Below are 26,653 nucleotides of genomic sequence, written 5' to 3'. Positions count from 1 at the left end.
GCCGTCGGGCAGAAACGGAGGGGAGCCTGCTACGGATAAGCCGATGGTAGAGCGGTCACGGCACACGGTGACAGGGGGTTGCCAAAATTGGGCCCCGGCCTGCACCGTCCCCCGTGACGACGTCCAGGGGGCGATGCCTGCCCGCGAACCCTCAGATGTCCAGGGGAAGTTGCTGGACCAGCAGCTTTCCGGCCATGGTCACGCCGCCGTCCATGGCGATGGCGAGGCCGTCGGCGTAGACGTGCGGACCCGCGACCGAGGGCCCGCCGCTGTCCTCGCCCTCCTCGGAACCCACCTCGCCCAACAGGTACGGAATGGGGCTGTGACCGTGAACGATCCGGGTGCCGCCGTACGTATCGAGCAGGGAACGCACATGGTCGGCGCCGCCCTCGTCGCGGAAGGAGAAGCGCTTGGTGAACTTGCGGAAGAGGTCCCAGACCTCGTCGGCGTCGTTGCGGGTGAGCGTCTCGCGGACGGTGTCGTTGACCGCCTCGATCGAGTCGCCGTAGTCGAGATAGGCGGTGGTGTCCGAGTGGACGAGCAGATGGCCGTCGACCTGCTCCATGGCGTCCAGGCGGGACATCCACTGCAGGTGGTGGTCCTGGAGGCGGTCCATGTCGGTCTTCTGGCCGCCGTTGAGCAGCCAGGCCGCCTGGAAGGTGGCGGTGCCCGCGCCGGAGTTGACGGGGGTGTCGCCGAACCGCTTGGCGCCGATCAGCAGCAGCTCGTGGTTGCCCATCAGCGCCTTGCAGTAACCGCCGGCCGCGGCGGCCTCCGCGGACAGCCGCATCACGAGGTCGATGACGCCGATGCCGTCGGGTCCGCGGTCGGTGAAGTCGCCGAGGAACCACAGCCTGGCGGTGCCGGCGCACCAGTTGCCCGCGGAGTCGACGAGGCCCTTCTCCTGGAGGGCGGCCATCAGCTCGTCGAGATAGCCGTGCACATCACCGACGACGAACAGCGGGCCGGGACCGCCGACCGACCGCGGGGCCGGCGCGGCGGCGGGGTCGACCTGGACCTGAAGGGTGTCACCCCGGTTGATGACGGGCAGGTCGCGCTGGGTGGGCGTGTAGCCCTCCGGGTAGGTCTCGTCGAGGTGCGGGGCGACGTCGCCGGGGTGTGTGCTGTGGGCGTACGGACCGGTCTCGTGGACGTAAGCGGGCACCCGGAAGTCGCGCAACGTCGCCGTCCGCTCCACCTCGGGTCCCTGACCGGCCCCCTGAGTCATCAGACCCCTCCACCATCGCGCCGCAGCTGCACCGCATCGGACTGCCTGGTCGCAGCGGCCCGCGGTGTCGTGGGCCCATCATAGGAATGCCGATCGCGCCATGTGATGACCCAGGGGTAGTGAATCGGAGCGGGACTGCTGTTCGTCGCGGCTTTCGCCCCGATTGGGCAGGTCTTTGGCTGTCCGGCGACGGTGTTCCGTGTCGCTTCCCGACCTGTTCCCGCCGTCCCCGGACCTGCTGTGCGACCCCCCGCGACCTGCTTCTGCCGTTTCCCCGCCCCTGCGTCCGTCGCTTCCGCCATCCGCTTGCGCCGGCTTTCGCGCCCCGCTCCTACCGCTCCTCGGGCGACCGGGGCGGGCTGACCGTCGTACGCGGGGGGCGTCGCTGGGACGAGGTACGCACGATCATCTCGGTCGGTATCACCTGTTCGACCGGCTGGTCCGCCTCCACCCCCTCGATGGCGTCGATGAGGAGCTGGACCACGGCCGTGCCGATACGGCGCGGCTTCAGGGAGAGCGTGGTGATGGGGGGCTCGGTGTTGGCGTACACGGTCGACTCGCTGCAGCACACCAGCAGCAGATCGTCCGGGACGCGCAGGCCGTAGCGGCGGGCGGCGGCGAGCAGATCGGTGCCGTTCGGGTCGAACAGGCCGTAGACGGCGTCGGGGCGGTCGGGGCGGGCGAGCAGCCGGTCGGCGGCGACGGCGCCCGCGCACGGATCGTGCGCCGGGTAGGCCTCGTACACCGGGTCCTGGCCGACCCGCTCGCACCAGCGCAGGTAGGCGGTGGTGGACAGGTGTGTGTACGTGTCCGTCGTCGTGCCCGTCAGCAGGCCGATCCGGCGGGCGCCCGCGTCGGCCAGGTGGTCGAGGATGCCGAGGACGGCGGCCTCGTGGTCGTTGTCGACCCAGGCGGTGACCGGCAGCGACCCGGCCGGGCGGCCGTCGGAGACCACCGGCAGGCCCTGCCGGACCAGCTCGCTGACGACCGGATCCTGGTCGGACGGGTCGATGACGACCGTGCCGTCGAGGGCGACGTTCGACCAGACGTCATGGCGTGAGGTCGCGGGGAGGATCACCAGGGCGTAGCCGCGGGCGAGCGCGGCAGAGGTGGCCGCTCTGGCCATCTCTGCGAAGTACGCGAACTCGGTGAAGGTGAAAGGTTCATCCCCGTAGGTCGTCACGGTCAGGCCGATCAGGCCCGACTTGCCGGTACGGAGGGTGCGGGCGGCGGCCGACGGCCGGTAGCCCAGTCGGTCGGCGACCTCGCGGACATGGCGTCGGGTGGCGTCCGGGAGTCTGCCCTTGCCGTTGAGGGCGTCGGAGACGGTTGTGATGGAGACCCCGGCGGCGGCGGCCACGTCTCTGATCCCCGCCCGCCCGGGCCGGTTGCCTCGACGTGAGGTTTCCGCGCGGCTCACCTGGTGCTTCCCTGCTGCTGTCATGGCGAGCCGATAGTAGGGCTCATGCGGTGGGGTAGTGCGGACGCATATTCACGCGTTGACAGGCACGTTTCTGCAAGGTCATCAAGCCACAAAGTCTATGGATTGCAAGGGAGTTGAACGATCCAAGGGTAAGACGTGACTTGTCGGCGCGCATGAGCCTGCCAAGTGCGCGATGTCTCGAAGAGGTCTCAACTCACCTGCACGGGGGATGCGCGCCACGGCGCGAGCCACCGGCGCATAGATATATGTGTGACGCGCCCCCTAATTCGTACAACTTCGTACGGTGATGCCCTTGATGCTGGTGTGACAAAAGAGGTCCGCAGATGAGATGGCGCACCTGTACGCATCGGCGGCGAATCCTCATAAGGTAAGGAGCATTGGAGCCGGCGGTGATGATGGGCCGCCAGTGGTCACGAGGAGGACTGCGGTGAGCGAGACGAGCCCCAGGCTGCGCGCCGAGCTGGAGGGTATCCCCACCTACAAGCCGGGCAAGCCTGCCGCGGCCGGTGGCCCGGTGGCCTACAAGCTGTCCTCCAACGAGAACCCCTATCCGCCGCTCCCGGGCGTGCTGGAGTCCGTGACCGCGGCCGCCTCCTCGTTCAACCGCTACCCGGACATGATGTGCACCGGGCTGATGAACGAGCTGTCCGAGCGCTTCGGGGTGCCGGCCTCCCACGTGGCCACCGGCACCGGTTCCGTCGGGGTCGCCCAGCAGCTGATCCAGTCCACCGCCGGGCCCGGGGACGAGGTCATCTACGCCTGGCGGTCCTTCGAGGCGTACCCGATCATCACGCAGATCAGTGGCGCCGCGTCCGTGCAGGTGCCCCTGACACCGGGTGATGTGCACGACCTCGACGCGATGGCCGCCGCCATCACCGAGCGGACCAGGCTCATTTTCGTCTGCAACCCCAACAACCCCACCGGCACGGTCGTGAAGCGGGCCGAACTGGAGCGGTTCCTCGACCGGGTGCCCGGCGATGTGCTGGTGGTCCTCGACGAGGCGTACCGCGAGTTCATCCGCGACCCCGAGGTGCCGGACGGTGTGGAGATCTACCGTGAGCGGCCGAACGTCTGTGTCCTGCGGACGTTCTCCAAGGCGTACGGGCTCGCGGGCCTCCGTGTCGGATTCGCGATCGCCCAGGAGCCGGTCGCGGCGGCGCTGCGCAAGACGGCCGTGCCGTTCGGTGTGAGCCAGCTCGCGCAGGACGCGGCCATCGCCTCGCTGCGTGCCGAGGACGAACTGCTCGGACGGGTCGGTTCGTTGGTGTGCGAACGCAACCGCGTGGTCGACGGGCTGCGTGCTCAGGGCTGGACGGTGCCCGAGACCCAGGCCAACTTCGTGTGGCTGCGCCTGGGGGAGCGCACGGTCCCCTTCGCGCAAGCCTGTGAGCAGGCGGGCGTGGTGATCCGACCGTTCCCGGGCGAGGGTGTGCGGGTGACGATCGGCGAAGCCGAGGCGAACGACATCTTCCTGAAGGTGGCGGAAGGGTTCCGCAAGGAGCTGTGAGGCGCCGCCAGGGCCTCTGGGTTCCCCATGTCGGGGTGCCCGGGGCCGGCTGCGTGAGGGACCTCAGCTGTCCATGAGCTCCACGCGCACGGGGTCACCGTCGCGCACCGTGGCCAGCAGACGGGGGTCGCCGTCGAGGTGGCCCAGGACGTTGCACGGACTCGCGAGGCGGCACTCGGCGCCTCGCGAGATCGGCGTCGGCCCGTAGGGGAGGGCGAGTGCGTCGCCGTCCGTCCAGAAGGCGACCGTGCCGGGTTCGACGACCTGCCGGGCGTCGGTTTCACGTGGAACAGCGACGCCTGTGTCGAAGTAGACCTCCTCGCCCCAGGTGCGGGCGGTGGAGACGAGGGGCAGCGCCTTGGTGAGGGCCTGAGAGGTCGGGGTGTCGTCGAGGGCCGCGGTGACGTGCCCCGCGGGCCAGGAGATCCGTATCTGTAGGGGCTTCTGTGTCTGCATGCCGCAGATTCAACAATATGTTGAAGTGCTCGCCAAGGGGTCGGGGTGAATGAGGGGACCCCCCTTCAAAGCGCGAACAGCTGTGCTGCATAATTGCTTGTGAATGTGAACGCTTTCACAAGCGTAGGTAAGGAGCGGCGACGTGGACCTGGCTCTGGCGCCGGAGACGCTGGCGCGCTGGCAGTTCGGCATCACCACCGTCTATCACTTTCTGTTCGTCCCCCTGACGATCTCCCTGGCCGCCCTCACGGCCGGCCTGCAGACCGCCTGGGTGCGAACGGAGAAAGAGAAGTACCTCAGAGCGACGAAGTTCTGGGGCAAGCTCTTCCTGATCAACATCGCGATGGGTGTGGTCACCGGCATCGTGCAGGAGTTCCAGTTCGGCATGAACTGGTCCGACTACTCCCGCTTCGTCGGCGACGTCTTCGGCGCTCCGCTCGCCTTCGAGGCCCTGATCGCCTTCTTCTTCGAGTCCACCTTCATCGGTCTGTGGATCTTCGGCTGGGACAAACTGCCGAAGAAGATCCACCTGGCCTGCATGTGGATGGTCTCCATCGGCACGATCCTGTCGGCGTACTTCATCCTCGCGGCCAACTCGTGGATGCAGCACCCCGTCGGCTACCGGATCAACGAGGCGAAGGGGCGGGCCGAGCTGACCGACTTCTGGCTCGTGCTGACGCAGAACACCGCGCTCGCCCAGGCCTTCCACACCCTCTCGGCGGCCTTCCTCACCGGCGGCGCGTTCATGGTCGGCATCTCCGCCTACCACCTGCTCCGCAAGAAGCACATCCGCGACATGAAGACCTCGCTGCGGCTTGGCCTGGTCACCGTCGTCATCGGCGGCATGCTCACCGCGATCAGCGGGGACGTCCTCGGCAAGATCATGTACGAGCAGCAGCCGATGAAGATGGCCGCGGCCGAGGCGCTGTGGGACGGAGAGAAGCCGGCACCCTTCTCGGTCTTCGCCGTCGGTGACGTCGACGAGGGCCACAACAAGGTCGCGATCGAGATCCCGGGTCTGCTGTCCTTCCTGGCCAAGGACGACTTCTCCTCGTACCTCCCCGGCATCAACGACGTCAACAAGGCCGAGCAGGAGAAGTACGGCCCGGGCGACTACCGGCCCAACATCCCCGTCGCCTACTGGGGTTTCCGCTGGATGATCGGCTTCGGTATGGCGTCGTTCACCATCGGCCTGATCGGACTCTGGCTGACGCGGAAGAAGTTCATGCTGCCGCAGCACCTGAGGGTCGGTGACGACGAGGTGCCCCATCTGGTCCTGCTCCCGAGGAAGGCGCTCGGCCCGAAGCTGACGAAGTGGTACTGGCGCATCGCGATCTGGACCATGGCGTTCCCGCTGATCGCCAACTCGTGGGGCTGGATCTTCACCGAAATGGGCCGCCAGCCATGGGTCGTCTACGGCGTGCTGCGCACCCGTGACGCGGTCTCCCCTGGTGTCTCCCAGGGTGAGGTCCTCACCTCGATGATCGTCTTCACCACGCTCTACGCCGTCCTGGCCGTTGTCGAGGTCAAGCTCCTCGCCAAGTACGTCAAGGCCGGACCGCCCGAGCTGACCGAGGCCGACCTGAACCCGCCCACGAAGATCGGCGGCGACTCCCGTGACGCCGACAAGCCGATGGCCTTCTCGTACTAGGCCGAGGGAGCTGCACAGTCATGGAACTTCACGACGTCTGGTTCGTCCTGATCGCCGTCCTGTGGATCGGCTACTTCTTCCTGGAGGGCTTCGACTTCGGGGTCGGTGTCCTCACCAAGGTGCTGGCCCGCAACCGGCCCGAGCGGCGGGTGCTGATCAACACCATCGGGCCCGTCTGGGACGGCAATGAGGTGTGGCTGCTCACCGCGGGCGGCGCCACCTTCGCCGCCTTCCCCGAGTGGTACGCCACGCTCTTCTCCGGCTTCTATCTGCCCCTGCTGCTCATCCTGGTCTGCCTGATCGTCCGGGGCGTTGCCTTCGAGTACCGGGTGAAGCGGCCCGAGGAGAACTGGCAGCGCAACTGGGAGCACGCGATCTTCTGGTGCTCGCTGATCCCGGCGTTTCTGTGGGGCGTGGCCTTCGCCAACATCGCGCGCGGTGTGAAGCTTGATCAGGACCACGAGTACGTGGGCAGCGTCCTGGACCTGCTCAACCCCTACGCGCTCATCGGCGGCCTGGTGACGCTGACGCTGTTCACCTTCCACGGGGCGGTGTTCACCGCGCTCAAGACCGTAGGGGAGATCCGGGAGCGGGCACGGGTGCTGGCGACGCGCGTCGGTGTCCTCACCGCGGTGCTGGCGCTGATCTTCCTGGTGTGGACGCAGATCGAGAGCGGCGACGGCAAGAGCCTGGTCGCGCTCGTCGTGGCCGTGGCCGGCCTGGTGGCGGCCCTGGTGGCCAACCAGGCAGGGCGCGAGGGCTGGTCGTTCGCCTTCTCCGGGGTCACCATCGTGGCCGCCGTGGCGATGCTCTTCCTGACGCTCTTCCCGAACGTCATGCCGTCCTCGCTCCATGACGAGTGGAGCCTCACGGTCACCAACGCCTCGTCGAGCCCGTACACCCTGAAGATCATGACCTGGTGCGCGGCGATCGCCACGCCGATCGTGATGCTCTACCAGGGCTGGACGTACTGGGTGTTCCGCAAGCGGATCGGCACACAGCACATCGCTGTGGATGCCGCTGCGGGGGCCAAGCACTGAGTTCGTCGCCGTGGGGTGTTTCACGCTGTTTCACGTGAAACACCCTGCCCTGGACCGAAGGGCATGTTTCACGTGAAACCGATCGATCCTCGTCTCCTCCGATACGCCCGTGCCACCCGCCTCTTCCTGCTGGCGGTCGTCGGCCTGGGTGCTCTCGGGGCGGGGCTGGTCATCGCCCAGGCGATGCTCATCGCCGAGGTGGTGGTCGGTGCCTTCCAGCAGGGGTTCTCCGCCGCTGAACTGCGCACTCCCCTGCTGTTGCTGGGGGCTGTCGCGGCCGGGCGCGCTCTGGTCGCCTGGCTCACCGAGCTGGCCGCCCATCGGGCGAGCGCGGCCGTGAAGTCGGAGCTACGAGGGCGGCTGCTGGAGCGGGCGGCCGAGCTGGGGCCAGGTTGGCTGAGCGGACAGCGGACCGGTTCGCTGGTCGCCCTTGCCACGAGGGGCGTCGACGCCCTCGACGACTACTTCTCGCGCTATCTGCCCCAACTGGGCCTCGCGGTGGTCGTGCCGGTGGCGGTGCTGGCACGGATCGTGACCGAGGACTGGGTGTCGGCGGCCATCATCGTCGGCACCCTGCCGCTCATCCCGGTCTTCATGATGCTGATCGGTTGGGCCACGCAGTCCCGGATGGACCGCCAGTGGCGGCTGCTGTCGCGGCTGTCCGGGCACTTCCTGGACGTCGTGGCCGGGCTGCCGACCCTGAAGGTGTTCGGGCGGGCCAAAGCCCAGGCCGAGTCGATCCGGCGTATCACCGGCGAGTACCGCAGGGCGACCATGCGGACCCTGCGGATCGCCTTCATCTCCTCCTTCGCCCTGGAACTGCTCTCCACGCTCTCGGTGGCCCTGGTCGCCGTGACGATCGGCATGCGGCTCGTCCACGGCGAGATGCATCTCTACGACGGCTTGGTCGTCCTCGTCCTGGCGCCGGAGGCGTATCTGCCGCTGCGGCAGGTGGGTGCGCAGTACCACGCGGCGGCCGAGGGACTCTCTGCGGCCGAGGAGATCTTCGAGGTGCTGGAGACTCCGGCACCGAAGTCCGGTGGCGTCGCGGTGCCGATGGGGGCCGTGTCCTTCGAGGGAGTCTCGGTCCGATACCCGGGCCGAGCCGCCGACGCCGTTTCGGACGTGTCGTTCGCCGTCCAGCCCGGGGAGACGGTCGCGCTCGTCGGGCCGAGCGGCGCGGGCAAGTCGACACTGCTGAACGTGCTGCTGGGGTTCGTACCGCCTACCGAAGGGAGCGTCCTGGTCGGGGGAGTCGATCTCACCGACCTCGACCTTAAGGAGTGGCGCTCGCGGATCGCCTGGGTGCCTCAGCGACCGCACCTGTACGCCGGGACGATCGCCGAGAACGTACGGCTGGCACGTTCCGACGCGGATGAGGCCGCCGTACGCCGTGCGCTGGAGGACGCCGGGGCCCTGGAGTTCGTGGACGCGCTGCCCCAAGGCATCGAGACGGTGCTGGGTGAGGACGGGGCGGGGCTGTCCGCGGGGCAGCGCCAGCGGCTCGCGTTGGCCCGGGCTTTCCTTGCCGACCGTCCCCTCCTGCTGCTCGACGAGCCGACGGCCGCGCTCGACGGCGCCACCGAGGGCGAGGTCGTGGAGGCCGTGGGCAGGCTGGCGGTCGGGAGGACCGTGCTGCTGGTCGTGCATCGGCCCGCGCTGCTGGGGGTGGCGGACCGAGTGGTGCGGCTCGCGGAGCCCGCAGAGCCCGCTCATGGGGAGGGTCCGCCCGAGGGTTCGCCCGGGGGAGCCGTTGCCCGTCCGGACGGTGGGCGTGAAGCGCACGGCGCCGGAGCGCCGACCGAAACCGACGCTGCTGTGGCCGACGCCGACGCCGACGCCGATGCCGTGGCGCTCGCGAAGGACCCACGCGGCGTCCTCGCCAGGGTCCGCGCCATGTCCGGTCCCCGGCGTGGCCGTCTGGCCCTGGCGCTGCTCCTCGGGAGCCTCGCGCTCGGCAGTGCCGTCGGGCTCATGGCCACCTCGGGCTGGCTCATCTCACGGGCTTCGCAGCAGCCGCCCGTGCTGTATCTGATGGTGGCCGTCACCGCGACGCGCGCCTTCGGTATCGGGCGGGCCGTGTTCCGGTACGCCGAGCGGCTGGTGTCGCATGACGCGGTGCTGCGGATGCTGGCCGACACGCGTGTCGCCGTCTACCAGCGGCTGGAGAGGCTGGCACCCGCGGGGCTGCACCGCGCCCGCCGCGGTGATCTGCTCTCGCGCCTGGTCAGCGATGTGGACGCGCTGCAGGACTACTGGCTGCGGTGGCTGTTGCCCGCCGCGTCCGCGGCCCTCGTGTCCGCCGGGGCCGTCGGTTTCACCGCCTGGCTGCTGCCGGAGGCCGGTGCCGTGCTCGCCGTGGGACTGCTGGCGGCCGGGATCGGTGTCCCGCTCGTCACGGGCGCCGTCGCCCGACGCGCCGAGCGCAGGCTTGCGCCCGCCCGCGGCGTACTGGCGACCCGCGTGACGGATCTGCTCACCGGTACCGCCGAGCTGACTGTCGCCGGCGCCCTGCCCGGCCGCACGGCCGAGGCGCAAAGGGCCGACAAGGCGCTCACCCGGATCGCCGCGCGGGCCGCCACCGCCACCGCGCTCGGCGACGGACTCACCGCGTTGATCTCCGGGATCACGGTCGCGCTCACCGCCCTCGTCGGCGCCCAGGCGGTTGCCGACGGGCGGCTCGGCGGCGTGACGATGGCCGTCGTCGTTCTCACGCCGTTGGCCGCCTTCGAGGCCGTCCTCGGCCTGCCGCTCGCCGTGCAGTACCGGCAGCGGGTGCGCAGGAGCGCCGAGCGCGTGTACGAGGTGCTGGACGCCCCCGAGCCCGTACGGGAACCGCGGCGGCCCCGGCAGGCGCCCGCCACCCCCTTCCCGATGGCTGTCCGGGACCTGGCCGCCCGGCACGCCGGGCAGGACCGGGACGCGCTTGCCGGCCTCGACCTCACCCTGGAGGAGGGCCGCCGGATCGCGGTGGTCGGACCGTCCGGGTCCGGCAAGACCACGCTGGCACAGGTGCTGCTCCGCTTCCTGGATGCGGGCGGGGGCTCGTACACGCTGGGCGGCGTGGACGCGTACACGCTGGACGGCGACGCCGTACGGCGGATCGTCGGCCTGTGCGCCCAGGACGCGCACCTCTTCGACAGCTCGGTGCGCGAGAACCTGCTGCTCGCCAGGAAGGACGCCACCGAGAAGGAACTGCGCGACGCCCTGAGGCGCGCCCGCCTCCTCGACTGGGCCGACGGCCTGCCCGACGGACTGGACACGCTGGTGGGTGAGCACGGGGCCCGGCTGTCCGGCGGGCAGCGGCAGCGGCTCGCCCTGGCCCGTGCCTTGCTGGCCGACTTCCCCGTCCTGGTCCTCGACGAGCCCGCCGAGCATCTCGACCTGCCCACCGCGGACGCCCTCACCGCCGACCTGCTGGCCGCGACCGAGGGCCGCACGACGCTGCTCATCACCCACCGACTGGCCGGGCTGGAGGCCGTGGACGAGGTGGTCGTCCTGGACGAGGGACGTGTGGTGCAGCGGGGGCCGTTCACGGAGCTGGTCGCCGCGGACGGGCCGCTGCGGGCGATGGTCCGGCGGGAGGAGGCGGCGGATCTGCTGGTGGCCGCCTCGTAGCGGGCGTCAACACGCGTACTGACCCGTCCGCAGCAACCCTTCCCCCAGGCGTACGACTCGAACAGGGCCGTGGCCGCTCTCACGGGTCACGATCGCTGACATGTGTTCACAACGCCGCCGCGGCCTGCTCGTTCCGGCACTGCTGTGCGCGCTCGTGGCGTCCCTGGTGCGGCCGGCCGCCGCTGTCGGTGACGGCGAGGGCTCGCCCGGACATCAAGGGATGGGCGACGACTCCGCCCTCAGCACGCAGGTGGTGCGACTGTACGAGGATGCCGCCCTGGCAACCCGGCGGTATGAGACGGCGCGGCAGGAAGCCGAGGCGCAGCGGGCCAAGGCCCAGCTGGCCGAGGCGTTGCTCCAGCGGGAGCGGCGGGCGATCGGTGTGCTGCGCGAGGACCTGGGCCGGATCGCCCGCGCCCAGTACCGCAGCGGCGGCGGGATGCCGCTCACCGCGCAGATCATCCTCGCGAAGAGCCCCGACGAGATGATGCGCGGTCAGCGTGTCTTCTCGCTGACGAGCCTGGTCGTCAACAACGCCATCGACAAGAGCCGCCGTGCCGAGGCACGGCTCGCCGCGGACGAGGCCAAGGCCGCGGCGGCCTGGCGGAGTCTGGACAAGCGCAACGCCGAACTCGCCGTGCTGAAGGACGGCATCGAGCAGAAACTCGAAGCGGCACGCCGGCAGTTGCAGGGGCGGGCCGACGCCTCCGTGGCCGCCGGTTCCTGCCGGGGTGCCATCAGGCTCGACCAGCCGAAGACGGACTTCACGACCGCATGGGTGGCCCCGGTGGAGTCGTACGCGCTGTCCGCTGCGTTCGGCAGCGGGGGACAGCGGTGGGCCAACCGGCACACCGGGCAGGATTTCGCGGTCCCCATCGGTACGCCGGTGCGGGCGGTCGGGGACGGACGCGTGGTCAAGGTGGCGTGCGGCGGCGCTTTCGGCATGGAGATCGTCGTCCGGCACGCCGACGGCTACTACACGCAGTACGCCCACCTGGCCGCGGTCGCCGTCGACCAGGACGAGAGGGTCGACACCGGTCAGTGGATCGGCCAGTCGGGTACGACCGGCAACTCCACCGGACCGCACCTGCACTTCGAGGCGCGGGTCACCCCCGAGATGGGCTCGGCGGTTGATCCGGTGCCGTGGATGATGGATCGGGGAGTGCAGCTCGGATAGCCCGGCCGCCCTCGGGCCCTGCTACGGCTGCTGGGCCAGCAGCCGTTCGATGACGACCGCCACACCGTCCTCGTTGTTGGCGACCGTCCGGCCCGAGGCGGCGGTGATGACATCCGGGTGCGCGTTGCCCATCGCGTAGGACTGGCCCGCCCACGTCAGCATCTCCACGTCGTTCGGCATGTCCCCGAAAGCCACGACTTCCTCGTGCGAGATACCGCGCTCGGCGCAGCACAGGGCGAGCGTGCTGGCCTTGGAGACGCCGGGGCCGCTGATCTCCAGCAGGGCGCTCGGGCTGGAGCGGGTCACATTGGCGCGGTCACCGATGGCGAGGCGGGCGAGGGTGAGGAAGGCGTCGGGGTCGAGGGTGGGGTGGAACGCGAGGATCTTGAGGACCGGCTCGTCGGCACCTGGGGCGTCCGGCCCCAGGAGGTCCTCGGCGGGCGCCAGCTGATCCGGTATCTCCATGTGCAGCTTGGGATAGTCCGGCTCCTGGTAGAAGCCGTACGTCTGCTCCACCGCGTACATCGTGCCCGGTGCCGCGTCCCGCAGCAGCCCCACGGCGTCCAGCGCGTTCGGCCGTGCCAGTTCCCGCACCTTCACGAAGCGGTGGGCGCCGGGGCCCCCGTGCAGGTCGACCACCGCGGCGCCGTTGCCGCAGATCGCCAGGCCGTGACCGTGGACGTGGTCGCTGACGACGTCCATCCACCGCGCCGGGCGGCCGGTGACGAAGAAGACCTCGATGCCCGCCTCCTCGGCGGCGGCCAGTGCGGCGACGGTGCGCGGGGAGACCGACTTGTCGTCCCGCAGCAGGGTGCCGTCCAGGTCGGTGGCGATAAGCCGCGGGCGGACAGCGGCGGCCGGGGTCTGAGGCTGTCGAGTCGCTGAGGTCACCGGGTCATTCTCCCGCATATGCCTGCACGGCCGTGCAGGACTCCGCACATCTGAGGCGGGACGTGAGGAGATACCGCCTCTGGGAACATCACTGACACCATCCGACACGGTCCTCACCGGCGCCGTGCTGCCCGCGCTCAACGCAGCTGCGTCGGCGCCTCCATCGCGATCTGCTCGAAGACCTTCTCGTCGGCCGCGAAGTCCGAGTCGGGGATCGGCCAGTGCACCACGATCTCGGTGAATCCCAGCTCCTGGTGGCGCCCCGCGAAGTCGACGAACGCGTCCAGCGACTCCAGCGGACGGCCGCGATCGGGGGTGAACCCGGTGAGCAGGATCTTGTCGAGCCGGTCTGCCTTCCGGCCGATCTCGGCACAGGCGTCGGCCAGCTTCTCGGCCTGTCCGCGAATGGCCTGAACCGACTGCTCCGGAGTGCCGTTCTCGAACAGCTTGGGGTCGCCCGTGGTCACCCACGCCTGGCCGTAGCGTGCCGCGAGCCTGAGCCCGCGTGGGCCGGTCGCGGCGATCGCGAAGGGGAGCCGGGGACGCTGCACACAGCCAGGGATGTTGCGCGCCTCGTGCGCCGAGTAGAAGTCGCCCTCGTACGACACCGAGTCCTCCGTCAGCAGCCGGTCCAGAAGCTGGACGAACTCGGCGAACCGGTCGGCCCGCTCGCGCGGCGTCCAGGGGTCCTGGCCGAGGACGGTCGCGTCGAACCCGGAGCCGCCCGCACCGACGCCGAGCGTGAGGCGCCCGCCGGAGATGTCGTCGAGGGAGATGAGTTCCTTGGCGTAGGGCACCGGGTGCCGGAAGTTCGGAGAGGTCACCAGGGTGCCCAGGCGCAGCCGTTCGGTGACGGCAGCGGCGGCGGTCAACGTCGGTACGGCGCCGAACCACGGGCCGTCCCGGAACGTGCGCCAGGACAGGTGGTCGTAGGTGTACGCGGCGTGGAACCCGAGCTGCTCCGCGCGCTGCCATGCCTCGCGACCCCCCTCTGACCAGCGGCGGTACGGGAGGATCACGGTGCTCAGGCGCAGACTCATATGTCGAGCCTAAGCGGCCGAACGGGTTTCACGTGAAACGGTCACCGCACGCGGCTGCTCAGCCACGGGCTGAGGTGGGGCATCGGCATGAACTCTCGATGTGTGCGGTCGCCGGGCAGCGGCACGATCAGGAAGTAGCCCGGTGGGAAGCGGCGGGCCTTGACGTGGGCCAGGCCGTCGTAGAGCGAGCGGAGGAAGGCGGGCACGTCGTCGCGCCGGATGTCGGGGCACTCGACACCTTCGACGGTGATGAGCGCGTCGTCGTCCGGGTAGAGCCGCACGCTCACCCGGGGTGAGCCGCCCAGCTCGACGTAAGCCTCATGGGGCAGGGAGCCGTCCGGGTCCGTGGTGACCCCGACGCCTGCCGCCGTGCGGCGGGAGGTCTGGTCGGCGCCGATGTCATGGCTCACCTCGATCTCTCGTGCGTACTCGGCGGCGAGGACGAGCAGGGCGTTGACGGCGGCCTCAGTGCTCGGCAATTGGTCCATACCACTGATCATGCCGGAAGGAACGTCAGTGCGTGGCAGGAAAGCGCAGGTACTCCGGCGGGACGGCCCTCGTCAGCCACACCCCGTTCGCGCTGACATGGAAGACATGGCCGTCGCGGTGCATGGCGCCGGAGTCCACGGAGAGCACCACCGGGCGCCCGCGCCGCGCGCCGACCCGCGTCGCGGTCTCGCGGTCCGCGGACAGATGTACGTCGTGCCTGTTCATGGGCCTGAGGCCCGCGCTGCGAATCGCGTCCAGATTGCGGGCCACGGTGCCGTGGTACAGGTAGGGCGGCGGGGTCGCCGGGGGCAGTCCCAGGTCGACCTCGACGCTGTGGCCCTGGCTGGCGCGGATCCGCGTCCCCTCGACGGCGAAGCGCTGCTTGTCATTGGCCGCCACCACGTGGTCCAGCTCTTCCCGGGTGAACCGGAAGCCGTGCGCGGCCGCGGCGGCGATCAGGGTGTCGATCTCCACCCAGCCGGCGTCGTCCAGTGTCAGCCCGATGCGCTCGGGCTGGTGCCGCAGGTGTTTCGCGAGGTACTTCGACACCTTCACGGTGCGTCTTTCATCCATGCCACCAGCCTGCCGGGAGCGGCGGGAATCACGCGAACGATTTCACTCCCTGATGTTTGATCCACAACCAAGTGTGGTTATCCACAGGGGAATTGGCGATTCTGTGGACAACGAGCGGTCTCCTCAAGGGGTTTCGTCAAGATCAGCTGATGATCGGTGACTTGCGGCGAGACGGTCCAAGCCGCGTGCGCGAACCTCGCGTTCAGTGGCCAGCGCGATGAACTCGTGGGCACTGGCGGAGCCAACCAGGCGTTCCACGGCCTGCATTGTGTATTCCGGGATGAATACGTTTCTGATCGCTGTCGCAGTGTCCGGCTTGCCGTCCGCGCTCAGCCGTCGCCGCAGATGGTGTACCGCCAACCGTCGCATCGCGCGGGCGAGTTCCGCGTCCACCGTCTGCTGTGCGAGCGGCCGCAGCCGACGCACGAGGGAGGCTGCTTCGGCCGCGTCGGCGTCCGTCGGGCGGTGTGGCCCGTCGAGGTAGCGGGCGAAGACGTGTTCGGTGGTGAACTCCAGGAAACGGGAGGCGATGTGCTCCATCTGTCCCCTCAACTCCCTGAGATGTCCGGCGATTGCGGACAGCGGCACGCCGGCAGCGTGCAACTCCACGGCGACCGCGAGCTCTTGAGGGCTCGGGACGAGGTAGACGTCGTCGTCACCGGGGACCGGTTCCAGGACACCGAGCTCCACGGCGTCGGCCACCGCGGCCTCGTCCGGGGTACCGCCGAAGCGCTCGTCCAGCTCGGCGCGTGACATGCGTACCGCCTCCTCGTCGGTCCACGGTCCGTCGACCTCGGCGACGAGTCCGAGCACTCCGCCGAGACCCCGGCCGGCATCCCAGGCCTCCAGAAGCTCCTTGATGGAAGCCAGGGTGTAACCGCGGTCGAGGAGGTCGGCGATCTGGCGCAGTCGGGCCAGGTGGATGTCCGAGTAGAGGTTGGCACGGCCCCGGCGCTCGGGGCGGGGGAGCAGGCCGCGGTCCTGGTAGGCGCGGATGGTGCGGACGGTGGCCCCACTGAGGTGCGCGAGGTTCTCGATCCGGTAGGTGGGCGAGGCCGACTCCCCGGCCCGGCGTCGGCCGTCACCGGCTTTGTCGGCCATGTCGGCGGCGGGTTCGACGGCCCGGCGGCGGGCGCCATCCCCCTCGCCCACCGCCGGTCCGACGGCCCGGCGGCGGGCGCCATCCCCCTCGCTCACCGCGCCGGTCGCGTGTTCCACGACCTCACGGCCGGCGCCACCGGCCTTGCCGGTCCAGCCGGTCGGGTGGTCGCCGCGCCCGGCCCGCTCCCCCTTCACGTCGCCGCCCTCGGTACCGCTGACGTCCTGCGGGACCCGGGCGCCGGCCCACCCCCCGACGGGTGTTCACCGGTCAGGTCCGGATGGCACGGGTCGGCGGCCCCAGGGCGTGGCGCGACGGCGTTCACAGAGGTGGTTCCAGTCGTGCGAGCGCCCGCAGCGCCTTGGGGGCGAACCTCGACAGGAGATACGCCCCGCGCGCCTCCGGCGTCACCGGAACGACGGCCTCACCCCGCACCACCGCCCGCAGGATCGCGTCGGCCACCTTCTCGGGCGGATAGTTCCGCAGCCCGTACAGCCGCGCGGACTTCTTCTGCCGCCGCTTCTCCTCCTCCGCGTCCACACCGGCGAAACGCGCGGTCGAGGTGATGTTGGTGTTGACGAAGCCCGGGCATATCGCGGTGACCCCGATGCCCTGCCCGGCCAACTCCGCGCGCAGGCATTCGCTCAGCATCAGCACCGCAGCCTTGGAGGTGCTGTAGGCGGGCAGCGCGCGAGAGGGCTGGAACGCCGCGGCGGACGCGGTGTTGACGATGTGGCCGCCCTGTCCCCGCTCGGCCATCTGCTTCCCGAACAGTCGACAGCCGTGGATGACGCCCCACAGGTTGACGTCGAGGACCTTCTTCCAGTCCTGTGTCGTGGTGTCGAAGAAGGAGCCTCCCAGGCCGATCCCGGCGTTGTTCACCAGGACGTCGACGACGCCGTAATCGGTGGCGACCTTCGCGGCGAGCTTCTCCATGGCCTGTTCGTCGGAGACGTCGACGGTCTCCGCCCACGCATCGGGGGCACCGATCAGACGGGACATCTCGGCGGTGCGGGCCGCGCTCTCCGCGTCCCGGTCCACGGCCACCACTCGCGCGCCGGCCTCCGCGAACGCGTACGCGGTCGCCCGTCCGATGCCGCTGCCGGCACCGGTGACCAGGACGAGTTGCCCGCCGAAGCGGTCGGCGTACTTCCCGGTCGCCGTCACCCCCTCCGGCCGGCCGCCTTCCACGGACGTCACGAACTCGGTGATCCAGGAGGCCAGTCGGTCGGGGCGGGAGCGCGGGATCCAGTGCTTCGCAGGGAGCGTGCGCCGGGTCAGCTGCGGGACCCAGTACTCCAAATCGTCGTAGAGCCGCTCGGACAGGAACGCGTCCCCGACGGGCGTGATGAGCTGCACGGGCGCGTGCGCGTACGCGTCCGTGCGTGGACGGCGCAGCCTGGCCCGGACGTTGTCCCGGTAGAGCCAGGCCCCGTGGGCCGCGTCCGTCGGCAGCGACGAGGTCGGGTAGTCACCGCCGGGGACCTTCTCCACCCGCTCCAGGATGCGCGGCCAGCGCTTGCCGAGAGGGCCCCGCCAGGCCAGCTCGGGCAGGACGGGCGTGTGCAGCAGGTACACGTACCACGACTTGGCGCCCTGGCCGAGGAGTTGGCCGACCCGGCGCGGGGTGGGGTGCTTCAGACGTCGGCTGATCCAATGGCCGAAGTGGTCCAGAGAGGGCCCGGACATCGACGTGAAGGACGCGATCCGGCCCTCGGTGCGCTTGAGCGTCGTGAACTCCCAGCCCTGCACCGAGCCCCAGTCGTGTCCCACCAGATGCACGGGCCGGTCAGGGCTGACCGCGTCCGCGACCGCCAGGAAGTCGTCCGTCAGCTTCTCCAGCGTGAACCCGCCGCGCAACGGCTTCGGTGCCGTCGACCGGCCGTGGCCCCGGACGTCGTACAGCACGACATGGAAGCGATCCGCCAACCGCACTGCGACCTCGGACCACACCTCCTTGCTGTCCGGATAGCCGTGCACCAGGATCACCGTCGGCTGCCCGACCTCGCCCAGCTCGGCGACGCACAGCTCCACCCCGCCGGTCCGCACCCAGCGCTCGCGCGCGCCCTGAACAGTCACCGGAACCGTCACTTCTCCTCCGCCCAGCGCCGCACATGCGGCAGATCGTCGTCCAGCCAGAAGGCGCTCTCCTCGGGGTCCGCGGAGTCGGTGACCACCAGGATCTCCTCGAACTTCGCACCCGTCCCCCGGAAGCCGAGGTGCGGTTCGACCGCCCACAGGCCGGGCTGCGGCGGGTGGTCGGAGAAGCGGTACGGCGACCACAGCGGCGACCAGCCCTCGCGGTGGCCGTGCAGCGCGTCGGCCGCCAGACCCTTCAGGGACTGCGTGCCGAACCCGAACAGATGCGGTGACCAGCGGCGTTGCCGGACCCGGTCGACCTTGTGCGCGATCACACCGAAGGGATAGGCCCGGTGCCGGTTGGCATAGCCCTGGCGGACCATGAGGCGGTCCACGTCTTCGTAGATCTCCCGCAGCGGGCGCCGCTCGCGCACCTCGCGCAGGATCAGTTCCCGGTGTGCCTCCAGGTCGGCCATCAGCTTGTCCTGCACGGGATTGATGCCGAGCGAGCCGGAGTAGCCGATGTCGGCCGTGTGACCGTCGTACACGGGGGCCATGTCCAGGATGAACGGCATCCCGGGCTCCAGCCGGCGGTCGGTGGGGAAGAACTGCAGCGGGATCCGGAAGTTCACGAACGCCGTCCGGTCGCCGAACCAGGCGAAGGGCAGATGGAACCAGTCCCGTACGCCGCGCTCACGTAGCCACGCGCGCTGCATCCGCGCCGCCTCGCGCTCGGTGATGCCCGGCTCCAGCCGCGCCGCGACGGCCTCGGCGCACTCGTACGCCAGGCGCTGGACCCGTCTGAACCCTTGCAGTTCCGCGGAGTCCACCGACCGCTTTCGTGCCACCGCCGTAGTCATGCCACCGCCAGTCATGCCACCGCCCACCTGTCCCCATCGACTGCGGTACGTGTCCGTAACTTGACACTGGCGAATGTGACAGTTGTTAGAGGCTGCGTCAATAGCGATGCCCCGGGCTGTGGAAAACCACCGTGATGTGGAAAAGAACCGGGAGGCGAGGCACGGGCGGGACACGGGCCGGGCGCCGGGGCCGGTCTTGTGAGACCTCAGGGTGACCCCTAGGGCTCCGTACGTCTGGAGTCTGATCCCAAGACAGCTCTGCGGGGTGACGACCGGCGTGGCAGGCGTCACTACCTTCGAAGCGTGACTGTGATCGCGACCGAAAGCCTGAGCAAGCGGTTCCCCAGGGTGACCGCGCTTGACCGGCTCTCCGTGGACGTCGGGCCCGGTGTGACCGGACTCGTCGGAGCCAATGGAGCCGGCAAGTCCACACTGATCAAGATCCTTCTGGGTCTGTCTCCCGCCACCGAGGGCCGAGCCGAAGTGCTCGGACTCGACGTCGCCACCAAGGGCGCCGCCATCCGCGAGCGGGTCGGGTACATGCCGGAGCACGACTGCCTGCCGCCGGACGTCTCGGCCACCGAGTTCGTCGTGCACATGGCTCGCATGTCGGGCCTGCCGCCCACCGCCGCGCGCGAGCGCACCGCGGACACACTGCGCCACGTCGGCCTGTACGAAGAGCGCTACCGCCCCATCGGCGGCTACTCGACCGGCATGAAGCAGCGCGTGAAACTGGCGCAGGCCCTGGTCCACGACCCCCAGCTGGTCTTCCTCGACGAGCCGACCAACGGTCTCGACCCGGTCGGCCGCGACGAGATGCTCGGCCTGATCCGCCGCATCCACACCGACTTCGGCATCTCGGTCCTGGTCACCTCGCACCTGCTGGGCGAGCTGGAACGCACCTGCGACCACGTCGTCGTCGTCGACGGCGGCAAGCTCCTGCGCTCCAGCTCCACCACCGACTTCACCCAGACCACCACGACCCTCGCCATCGAGGTCACCGACACCGACGACCACCCGGACGGCACCCGAGCGGTGCGCGACGCGCTCCACGCGCGCGGGGTGGAGGTCCTCGACGGCAGCGGCGGCCTCCCGGGCGCCGGGCACATCCTGCTGCTCACCGCGCAGGGCGACGAGACCTACGACCTGGTGCGGGACGTGGTCGCCGACCTCGGCCTCGGCCTGGTGCGCATGGAGCAGCGCAGGCACCACATCGCGGAGGTCTTCAAGGACAGCGAGCAGAGCACCGACGCACAGCGGAAGGAGGCGGTCGGCCATGGCAGTTGAGCACCCCGTGACCACGACCCCGGGTGACCAGACCCGCATCCACAACATCGGCTACCGCACCTACGACGGCCCCCGCCTCGGCCGCTCCTACGCCACCCGCTCCCTCTACTCGCAGTCCCTGCGCGGTGCCTACGGCCTCGGCCGCTCGGTCAAGTCCAAGGTGCTGCCGATGCTGCTGTTCGTGGTGATGTGCGTACCCGCGGCCATCATGGTCGCCGTCGCGGTCGCCACCAAGGCCAACGACCTGCCCGTCGACTACACGCGCTACGCGATCGTCATGCAGGCCGTCATCAGCCTCTACGTCGCCTCGCAGGCACCCCAGTCGGTCTCCCGGGACCTGCGCTTCAAGACCGTACCGCTGTACTTCTCACGGCCCATCGAGACCGCCGACTACGTACGCGCCAAGTTCGCGGCACTGGCCTCCGCCCTGTTCCTCCTGACCGGGGCCCCGCTGCTGGTCCTCTACGTGGGCGCACTGCTGGCCAAGCTGGACTTCGCCGACCAGACCAAGGGATTCGCACAGGGACTCGTCTCCGTGGCACTGCTCTCGCTGCTCTTCGCGGGCATCGGCCTGGTCATCGCGTCGGTCACCCCGCGCCGCGGGTTCGGCATCGCGGCCGTGATCGCCGTCCTGACCATCTCCTACGGATCCGTCACCACTCTTCAGGCCATCGCCGAGGTGCAGAACAGCTCGGACGCCATCCCCTGGATCGGGCTCTTCTCGCCGGTCACGCTCATCGACGGCGTGCAGTCCGCCTTCCTGGGCGCCACGTCCGCCTTCCCGGGCGGAGTGGGCCCGAGCAACGGCGAAGGCGCGGTCTACGTCCTCGTGACCCTGGGCCTCATCGCCGCCTCCTACGGCCTGCTGATGCGCCGCTACCGAAAGGCCGGACTGTGACCACGCTCTCCATCGACCACGTCTCCCGCTGGTTCGGCAACGTGGTCGCCGTCAACGACATCACCATGACGATCGGCCCCGGCGTCACCGGCCTCCTCGGCCCCAACGGCGCCGGAAAGTCCACCCTCATCAACATGATGGGCGGCTTCCTCGCCCCCTCCACCGGAACCGTCACCCTCGACGGACAGCCGGTCTGGCGCAACGAGACCATCTACAAGCACATCGGCGTCGTCCCCGAGCGCGAGGCGATGTACGACTTCCTCACCGGCCGCGAATTCGTCGTCGCCAACGCCGAGTTGCACGGCCTGAACGCCAAGGCGGCGCAGAAGGCGCTGGCCACGGTCGAGATGGAGTACGCGCAGGACCGCAAGATCTCCACGTACTCCAAGGGCATGCGCCAGCGTGTGAAGATGGCCAGCGCCCTCGTCCACGACCCCTCGCTGCTCCTGCTCGACGAGCCCTTCAACGGCATGGACCCACGCCAGCGCATGCAGCTCATGGACCTGCTGCGACGCATGGGCGACGAGGGCCGCACGGTGCTGTTCTCGTCGCACATCCTCGAAGAGGTCGAGCAACTCGCCTGGCACATCGAGGTCGTGGTCGCCGGACGGCATGCGGCCAGCGGTGACTTCCGCAAGATCCGCCGCCTGATGACCGACCGCCCGCACCGCTACCTGGTGCGTTCCAGCGACGACCGCACGCTCGCGGCCGCGCTGATCGCGGATCCGTCGACGTCCGGTATCGAGGTCGACCTCGTCGAGGGCGTGCTGCACATCCAGGCGATCGACTTCGGCCGCTTCACCACCCTGCTTCCCAAGGTGGCGCGCGACCACGGCATCCGCCTGCTCACGGTCTCCCCCTCGGACGAGTCCCTGGAGTCCGTCTTCTCGTATCTGGTCGCGGCGTAGGAGGCCGAAGATGTACGACCCCACAGTCGCCCGCCTCACCTACCGGGCTCTGCTCGGCCGGCGCCGGGCCCTCATCCTCGGTGCCCTGCCCCTGCTGCTGATCGTGATCGCCGTGGCCGTACGCGGCCTCGCCGGGGCGGACGACCAGACGGCGTCCGACCTGCTGGGCGGCCTCGCCCTGGCCACCATGGTGCCGATCATCGGCGTCATCGCCGGTACCGGCGCGATCGGGCCGGAGATCGACGACGGCTCGGTGGTGTACCTGCTGTCCAAGCCGGTGAAGCGGCCGACGATCATCTTCACCAAGCTGATCGTGGCGATCGCCGTGACGATGGTGTTCTCGGCACTGCCCACCTTCATCGCCGGCTTCATCCTCAACGGCAACGGCCAGCAGATCGCCGTCGCCTACACGATCGCGGCACTGGTCGCGTCCATCGCCTACGCCGCGATCTTCCTGCTGCTCGGCACCGTGTCCCGGCACGCGGTGGTCTTCGGACTCGTCTACGCGCTCGTCTGGGAGGCCCTGTTCGGCTCCCTGGTGTCGGGTGCGCGCACGCTCAGCGTCCAGCAGTGGGCGCTGGCGGTGGCACAGAAGGTCGCCGGCGGGAACATGGTGACCTCGGACGTCGCGCTGCCCACGGCGACGGTGTTGCTGGCGGTGGTCACCGTGCTCGCCACCTGGTACGCCGGGCAGAAGCTGCGGTCGCTGACGCTCGCCGGAGAGGAGTGAACCGCAGGCGGTGAGAAGCGGCGGGCCCTTCACCGGGCCCGCTCTTGACTGGGGCTTCACCTCGGCCCGAGCACACTGGGCGAAGAGACGCACCGCACGACGGGAGGGCGCCATGGCAGGCGGGACGTCACAGCACGAGGATCGCGAGCAGCCCGGGGACGAGACCTGGGACGACCTGGTCCTGGACGACGACTTCATACGCGCGGCCGACACCACGGAGCCGTCCGCCCGCGCTCGCATGCTGGCCGCCCGCTGGCGCCGTGAGGCCCCCGAGCCGCAGCCGTGGCGCTCCGACGAACCGCCGGCGGGGTGGTTCTTCAGCAGGGGGCGCCGACGCAAGTGGCGCCGCCGGTAAGGCCGTACCGGAGTGGGCGCTCGGGCTGCGCCGGCGGTACGCGCGCGTCCCGCGAAGCGCCGGTCGTCCCTTTTATTGGGTGGCGTCCAACTCGGCGGACAGGCACAGTGGTTGTGTCCACCCCGCCGGACGGAGAGTTCGGCGCCACGATCTGGGAGAGGAGCGCGGCGATGTCCATGCACGGCAGTACGCCGAGCTCCCGACAGGGCAGCCGGCGGCGGGCTCCGGAGTAATCGCTACCCCTCCGTCGAGTTCGCATCGCCCGGGGAGCTGCCCGGGGCGGCCGCTTCGAGCACGCGATGTCGCTCTCGCGTGGGCCGCCCACCCGGAGGATTGGCCGAGTGGTAAGGCACCGGTTTGCTAAACCGTGGTCGGGTCTGAAAAGCCCGCGCACGTTCGATTCGTGCATCCTCCGCAAGACGTTGCCACAAGGACCGGCCCGAGTGCGGGGCCGGGGTGCCGTGCGTGGCGCCCGGCGCTGCCGCCGAGGTCGGCCGCCCGGTCGTGGCATTCCGAGACTCCGTTCCGAGAGGAGCCGCGAGCCGTGTGGCTGACGCAGGCAGTCGCGCGCGGGCTGCGCAGTCCGTTGCCGACGGGGCGCCCGCCGTGCGAGGCCCGGCATCCCGAGAGGACGCAGCGGACGCCGCGCTGACACCTGCGGCGCGACGCCACCTCACCACAGTCCGGTGCGCCGACCGCCCGTCACGGACGACCCCGCCTGCCCGCCGACGTCAGCCGAGCAACCGCTCCAGGACGACCTCAGCCGAGCAACCGCTCCAGGGCAACGTCAGCCGAGCAACCGCTCCAGGACGACCGCGATGCCGTCCTCCTCGTTGGACGCCGTCACCTCGTCCGCCACCGCCCTGAGTTCCTCATGGGCGTTGGCCATGGCCACCCCGTGGGACGCCCAGGCGAACATCGGGATGTCGTTGGGCATGTCGCCGAAGGCGATGGTGTCGGCTGCCTTCATGCCCAGGCGGCGGGCCGCCAGGGACAGTCCCGTCGCCTTCGACAGACCCAGGGGGAGCAGCTCGACGATGCCCGCACCGGCCATCGCCACCGTCACGAAGCCACCCGCCGCCTGGCGTGCGGCCCGCGCCAACTCGTCGTCCGACAGCTTCGGATGCTGGATGTAGATCTTGTTCAGCGGGGCCGTCCACAGGTCCGACGCGTCCGTGAACGGAGTCGACGGCAGGGCACCCGTGACCGTGTAACCGGGGCCCACCAGGACGTCGCCCTCCAGGCCGTCGCGGCTCGCCGCCAGGAACAGCGGTCCGACCTCCGCCTCGATCTTGGCCAACGCCACTCCCGCCAGCTGGCGGTCCAGGGTCACCGAGGTCAGCAGACGGTGCGCCCCGGCGTCGTACACCTGTGCGCCCTGCCCGCAGACGGCGAGACCCTGGTAGCCGAGGTCGTCGAGGATGGGCCGGGTCCAGGGGGCCGCCCGGCCCGTGACGACGATGTGCGCGGCGCCCGCCGCGGTGACCGCGGCGAGGGCGTCACGCGTGCGCGGCGAGACCGACCCGTCGGAACGCAGGAGCGTCCCGTCGAGGTCGGTCGCGATCAGCCCGTACGGGAAACCGGCGCTCACCTGGCGACCGGCTCCAGGACCTCCCGGCCGCCCAGGTACGGGCGCAGCACCTCGGGGACCCGGACGGAGCCGTCGGCCTGCTGGTGGTTCTCCAGGATCGCCACGATCGTGCGCGGGACGGCGCACAGCGTGCCGTTGAGCGTGGCCAGCGGCTTGACCTGCTTGCCGTCACGGAAGCGGATCGACAGTCGGCGGGACTGGAACTCGGTGCAGTCCGAGGTCGAGGTGAGCTCGCGGTACTTGCCCTGCGTCGGGATCCACGCCTCGCAGTCGAACTTGCGGGCCGCCGAGGAGCCGAGGTCGGCCGAGGCGACGTCGATGACCCGGAACGGCAGCTCCAGCGAGGTCAGCCACTGCTTCTCCCACTCCAGCAGGCGCTGGTGCTCGGCCTGCGAGTCCTCGGGAGCGACGTAGGAGAACATCTCGACCTTGTCGAACTGGTGCACGCGGAAGATGCCCCGCGTGTCCTTGCCGTGCGAGCCGGCCTCGCGGCGGAAGCAGGGCGAGAAGCCCGCGTATCGCAGCGGCAGCTTCTCGGCGTCGAGGATCTCGTCCATGTGGTACGCCGCCAGCGCGACCTCGGACGTGCCGACCAGGTAGAGGTCGTCCTTGTCGAGGTGGTAGACGTCCTGCGAGGCCTGACCGAGGAAGCCGGTGCCCGCCATCGACTGGGGGCGGACCAGCGCCGGGGTCAGCATCGGCGTGAAGCCGGCCGCCGTCGCCTGGGCCATCGCGGCGTTCACCAGGGCCAGCTCCAGCAGGGCGCCGACGCCGGTGAGGAAGTAGAAGCGGGAGCCGGAGACCTTCGCGCCGCGCTCGACGTCGATCGCGCCGAGGAGCGTGCCGAGTTCCAGGTGGTCCTTCGGCTCGAAGCCCTCGGCGGTGAAATCGCGGATCTCGCCGTGCGTCTCCAGCGTGACGAAGTCCTCCTCGCCGCCGACCGGGACGTCGGGGTGCACGAGGTTGCCGAGCTGGAGCAGCAGCTCCTGGGTCTCGGCGTCGGCCGCGTCGCGCTCGGCGTCGGCCGCCTTGACGTCGGCGGCGAGCTGGCTCGCCTTCTTCAGCAGCTCGGCCTTCTCGTCTCCGGCGGCCTTGGGGATGAGCTTGCCGAGCTGCTTCTGCTCGGCGCGCAGCTCGTCGAAGCGGACGCCGGAAGACCTGCGCCGTTCGTCGGCAGACAGGAGGGCGTCGACGAGCGCGACGTCCTCTCCACGGGCGCGCTGCGAGGCGCGCACTCGGTCGGGGTCCTCACGGAGCAGGCGAAGGTCAATCACGCGCTCAAGGCTACCGGGGAGGGGTGTCAGCCCACGACTCGCTATTTCGAAGAGCGCCTTACGTACCGTTATGGAGGAATTGCACCTCGTGTCAATATCAGGCGTCCCACTCCCTGGAACGGGGCAGGCGCGAGGCGTCCGGTTGACCGGATTCCCTTGTGGAGAACGGAACTTGGGCCTGCGTTGTCCTCAGGAATCCCCAGCCCCCGAGAAGTTATCCACAGGCTGTGTGGATGGACTGTGGATGCCGGAATCGATCACTCCGCAACGGGTCCGGCAAGTCGAGGATTCCCAGGACAAACCCTCCCCGCGGCCACGTTCGAGTGGAAAGCGGTCGCTCCAAAGGATTGCGCAAAGGAAAAGAGTGGACGAAGGGTGACTTGCCTGATGGTGGACGCCGAAGGGGCGTAGAGGGGGATTTGTCGACAGCCTCGCGCTCGCTTGTCGACTTGTCCCCA

22 protein-coding genes and 1 tRNA gene are annotated in these 26,653 nt (G+C 69.9%); 11 read left to right on the top strand and 12 right to left on the bottom strand.

Going from position 1 to position 26,653, the window contains the following annotated elements; translation table 11 throughout:
* Positions 1 to 151 precede the first annotated feature (151 nt).
* Together ACFYNL_RS16830 and ACFYNL_RS16825 are read right to left on the bottom strand one after the other, a co-directional pair.
* Complete coding sequence (locus tag ACFYNL_RS16830; protein ID WP_388803290.1) at positions 152 to 1,228, bottom strand: metallophosphoesterase; 1,077 nt, start codon at positions 1,226 to 1,228, stop codon at positions 152 to 154.
* Positions 1,229 to 1,559: 331 nt separating this feature from the next.
* Positions 1,560 to 2,672 (bottom strand): LacI family DNA-binding transcriptional regulator, encoded by a 1,113-nt coding sequence (locus ACFYNL_RS16825; RefSeq protein ID WP_388803287.1) that lies wholly within the window; start codon positions 2,670 to 2,672, stop codon positions 1,560 to 1,562.
* 427 nt (positions 2,673 to 3,099) lie between these two features.
* On the opposite strand from ACFYNL_RS16825, the gene hisC reads away from it, so the two are divergent.
* On the top strand, positions 3,100 to 4,179 hold the full coding sequence (gene hisC / locus ACFYNL_RS16820) for a histidinol-phosphate transaminase (protein ID WP_388803284.1): 1,080 nt from the start codon (positions 3,100 to 3,102) through the stop codon (positions 4,177 to 4,179).
* Positions 4,180 to 4,242: 63 nt separating this feature from the next.
* Here hisC and ACFYNL_RS16815 read toward each other — a convergent pair whose 3' ends face one another.
* Positions 4,243 to 4,635 (bottom strand): cyclophilin-like fold protein, encoded by a 393-nt coding sequence (locus tag ACFYNL_RS16815; protein ID WP_388803281.1) that lies wholly within the window; start codon positions 4,633 to 4,635, stop codon positions 4,243 to 4,245.
* 142 nt (positions 4,636 to 4,777) lie between these two features.
* On the opposite strand from ACFYNL_RS16815, the gene ACFYNL_RS16810 reads away from it, so the two are divergent.
* The 4 genes from ACFYNL_RS16810 (at position 4,778) to ACFYNL_RS16795 (ending at position 12,121) form a co-directional block, all read left to right on the top strand.
* Positions 4,778 to 6,286: a cytochrome ubiquinol oxidase subunit I gene (locus tag ACFYNL_RS16810; protein WP_388803278.1), complete on the top strand. Its 1,509-nt coding sequence runs from the start codon at positions 4,778 to 4,780 to the stop codon at positions 6,284 to 6,286.
* Between the two features lie 20 nt (positions 6,287 to 6,306).
* Positions 6,307 to 7,326 carry a cytochrome d ubiquinol oxidase subunit II gene (gene cydB / locus ACFYNL_RS16805; RefSeq protein ID WP_388803276.1) on the top strand — a complete coding sequence of 340 codons (1,020 nt, stop codon included), beginning with the start codon at positions 6,307 to 6,309 and terminating at the stop codon, positions 7,324 to 7,326.
* Between the two features lie 63 nt (positions 7,327 to 7,389).
* Positions 7,390 to 10,944 carry a thiol reductant ABC exporter subunit CydD gene (cydD, locus tag ACFYNL_RS16800; RefSeq protein ID WP_388803273.1) on the top strand — a complete coding sequence of 1,185 codons (3,555 nt, stop codon included), beginning with the start codon at positions 7,390 to 7,392 and terminating at the stop codon, positions 10,942 to 10,944.
* A gap of 100 nt (positions 10,945 to 11,044) precedes the next feature.
* Positions 11,045 to 12,121, top strand: coding sequence for a M23 family metallopeptidase (locus ACFYNL_RS16795; RefSeq protein ID WP_388803270.1), 1,077 nt, complete (start codon positions 11,045 to 11,047; stop codon positions 12,119 to 12,121).
* A gap of 21 nt (positions 12,122 to 12,142) precedes the next feature.
* Here the strand turns inward: ACFYNL_RS16795 and ACFYNL_RS16790 are convergent, their stop codons facing one another.
* The 7 genes from ACFYNL_RS16790 to ACFYNL_RS16760 all read right to left on the bottom strand — a co-directional run bounded on the left by ACFYNL_RS16790 (position 12,143) and on the right by ACFYNL_RS16760 (position 19,152).
* A complete protein-coding gene (locus tag ACFYNL_RS16790; protein WP_388803267.1) occupies positions 12,143 to 13,030 on the bottom strand; it encodes an HAD hydrolase family protein in 888 nt (295 codons plus the stop codon).
* 119 nt (positions 13,031 to 13,149) lie between these two features.
* A complete protein-coding gene (locus ACFYNL_RS16785) occupies positions 13,150 to 14,052 on the bottom strand; it encodes an LLM class flavin-dependent oxidoreductase (RefSeq protein WP_388803264.1) in 903 nt (300 codons plus the stop codon).
* A gap of 41 nt (positions 14,053 to 14,093) precedes the next feature.
* Complete coding sequence (locus ACFYNL_RS16780; RefSeq protein ID WP_388803262.1) at positions 14,094 to 14,540, bottom strand: hypothetical protein; 447 nt, start codon at positions 14,538 to 14,540, stop codon at positions 14,094 to 14,096.
* 25 nt (positions 14,541 to 14,565) lie between these two features.
* Positions 14,566 to 15,114, bottom strand: a complete 549-nt coding sequence (locus tag ACFYNL_RS16775) for an RNA 2'-phosphotransferase (protein ID WP_388803259.1) — start codon at positions 15,112 to 15,114, stop codon at positions 14,566 to 14,568.
* A gap of 123 nt (positions 15,115 to 15,237) precedes the next feature.
* Positions 15,238 to 16,215, bottom strand: a complete 978-nt coding sequence (locus ACFYNL_RS16770; protein WP_388804565.1) for a MerR family transcriptional regulator — start codon at positions 16,213 to 16,215, stop codon at positions 15,238 to 15,240.
* A 319-nt stretch (positions 16,216 to 16,534) separates the two neighbouring features.
* A complete protein-coding gene (locus tag ACFYNL_RS16765) occupies positions 16,535 to 18,292 on the bottom strand; it encodes an SDR family oxidoreductase (protein WP_388803256.1) in 1,758 nt (585 codons plus the stop codon).
* An 8-nt stretch (positions 18,293 to 18,300) separates the two neighbouring features.
* Positions 18,301 to 19,152 carry a M24 family metallopeptidase gene (locus ACFYNL_RS16760; RefSeq protein ID WP_388804563.1) on the bottom strand — a complete coding sequence of 284 codons (852 nt, stop codon included), beginning with the start codon at positions 19,150 to 19,152 and terminating at the stop codon, positions 18,301 to 18,303.
* A gap of 309 nt (positions 19,153 to 19,461) precedes the next feature.
* Between ACFYNL_RS16760 and ACFYNL_RS16755 the strand changes: the two genes are divergently transcribed.
* The 6 genes from ACFYNL_RS16755 (at position 19,462) to ACFYNL_RS16730 (ending at position 23,745) form a co-directional block, all read left to right on the top strand.
* Complete coding sequence (locus tag ACFYNL_RS16755) at positions 19,462 to 20,439, top strand: ABC transporter ATP-binding protein (protein WP_388804560.1); 978 nt, start codon at positions 19,462 to 19,464, stop codon at positions 20,437 to 20,439.
* On the top strand, positions 20,429 to 21,337 hold the full coding sequence (locus tag ACFYNL_RS16750; protein WP_388803253.1) for an ABC transporter permease: 909 nt from the start codon (positions 20,429 to 20,431) through the stop codon (positions 21,335 to 21,337). Before ACFYNL_RS16755 ends, ACFYNL_RS16750 begins: the two co-directional genes overlap by 11 nt.
* A complete protein-coding gene (locus tag ACFYNL_RS16745; RefSeq protein ID WP_388803250.1) occupies positions 21,334 to 22,245 on the top strand; it encodes an ABC transporter ATP-binding protein in 912 nt (303 codons plus the stop codon). The genes ACFYNL_RS16750 and ACFYNL_RS16745 overlap by 4 nt, the downstream gene beginning before the upstream one ends.
* A gap of 10 nt (positions 22,246 to 22,255) precedes the next feature.
* The gene (locus tag ACFYNL_RS16740) at positions 22,256 to 22,975 is read left to right on the top strand and encodes an ABC transporter permease subunit (RefSeq protein ID WP_388803247.1); all 720 of its coding nucleotides are present in this window, start codon (positions 22,256 to 22,258) and stop codon (positions 22,973 to 22,975) included.
* 112 nt (positions 22,976 to 23,087) lie between these two features.
* A complete protein-coding gene (locus tag ACFYNL_RS16735) occupies positions 23,088 to 23,330 on the top strand; it encodes a hypothetical protein (protein ID WP_388803244.1) in 243 nt (80 codons plus the stop codon).
* Positions 23,331 to 23,657: 327 nt separating this feature from the next.
* Positions 23,658 to 23,745 (top strand) — tRNA-Ser (locus tag ACFYNL_RS16730).
* Positions 23,746 to 24,117: 372 nt separating this feature from the next.
* Here the strand turns inward: ACFYNL_RS16730 and ACFYNL_RS16725 are convergent.
* Positions 24,118 to 24,921, bottom strand: a complete 804-nt coding sequence (locus ACFYNL_RS16725) for an HAD family hydrolase (protein ID WP_388803241.1) — start codon at positions 24,919 to 24,921, stop codon at positions 24,118 to 24,120.
* Positions 24,918 to 26,195 (bottom strand): serine--tRNA ligase, encoded by a 1,278-nt coding sequence (gene serS / locus ACFYNL_RS16720; RefSeq protein ID WP_388803238.1) that lies wholly within the window; start codon positions 26,193 to 26,195, stop codon positions 24,918 to 24,920. Before serS ends, ACFYNL_RS16725 begins: the two co-directional genes overlap by 4 nt.
* Positions 26,196 to 26,653: the final 458 nt, after the last annotated feature.

Origin of the sequence: Streptomyces sp. NPDC007808 (assembly GCF_042868655.1) — a bacterium.
GTDB lineage: Bacteria > Actinomycetota > Actinomycetes > Streptomycetales > Streptomycetaceae > Streptomyces.
Note: the sequence above shows the minus strand (reverse complement) of the source record. Positions and strands in the feature narration are given on the sequence as shown.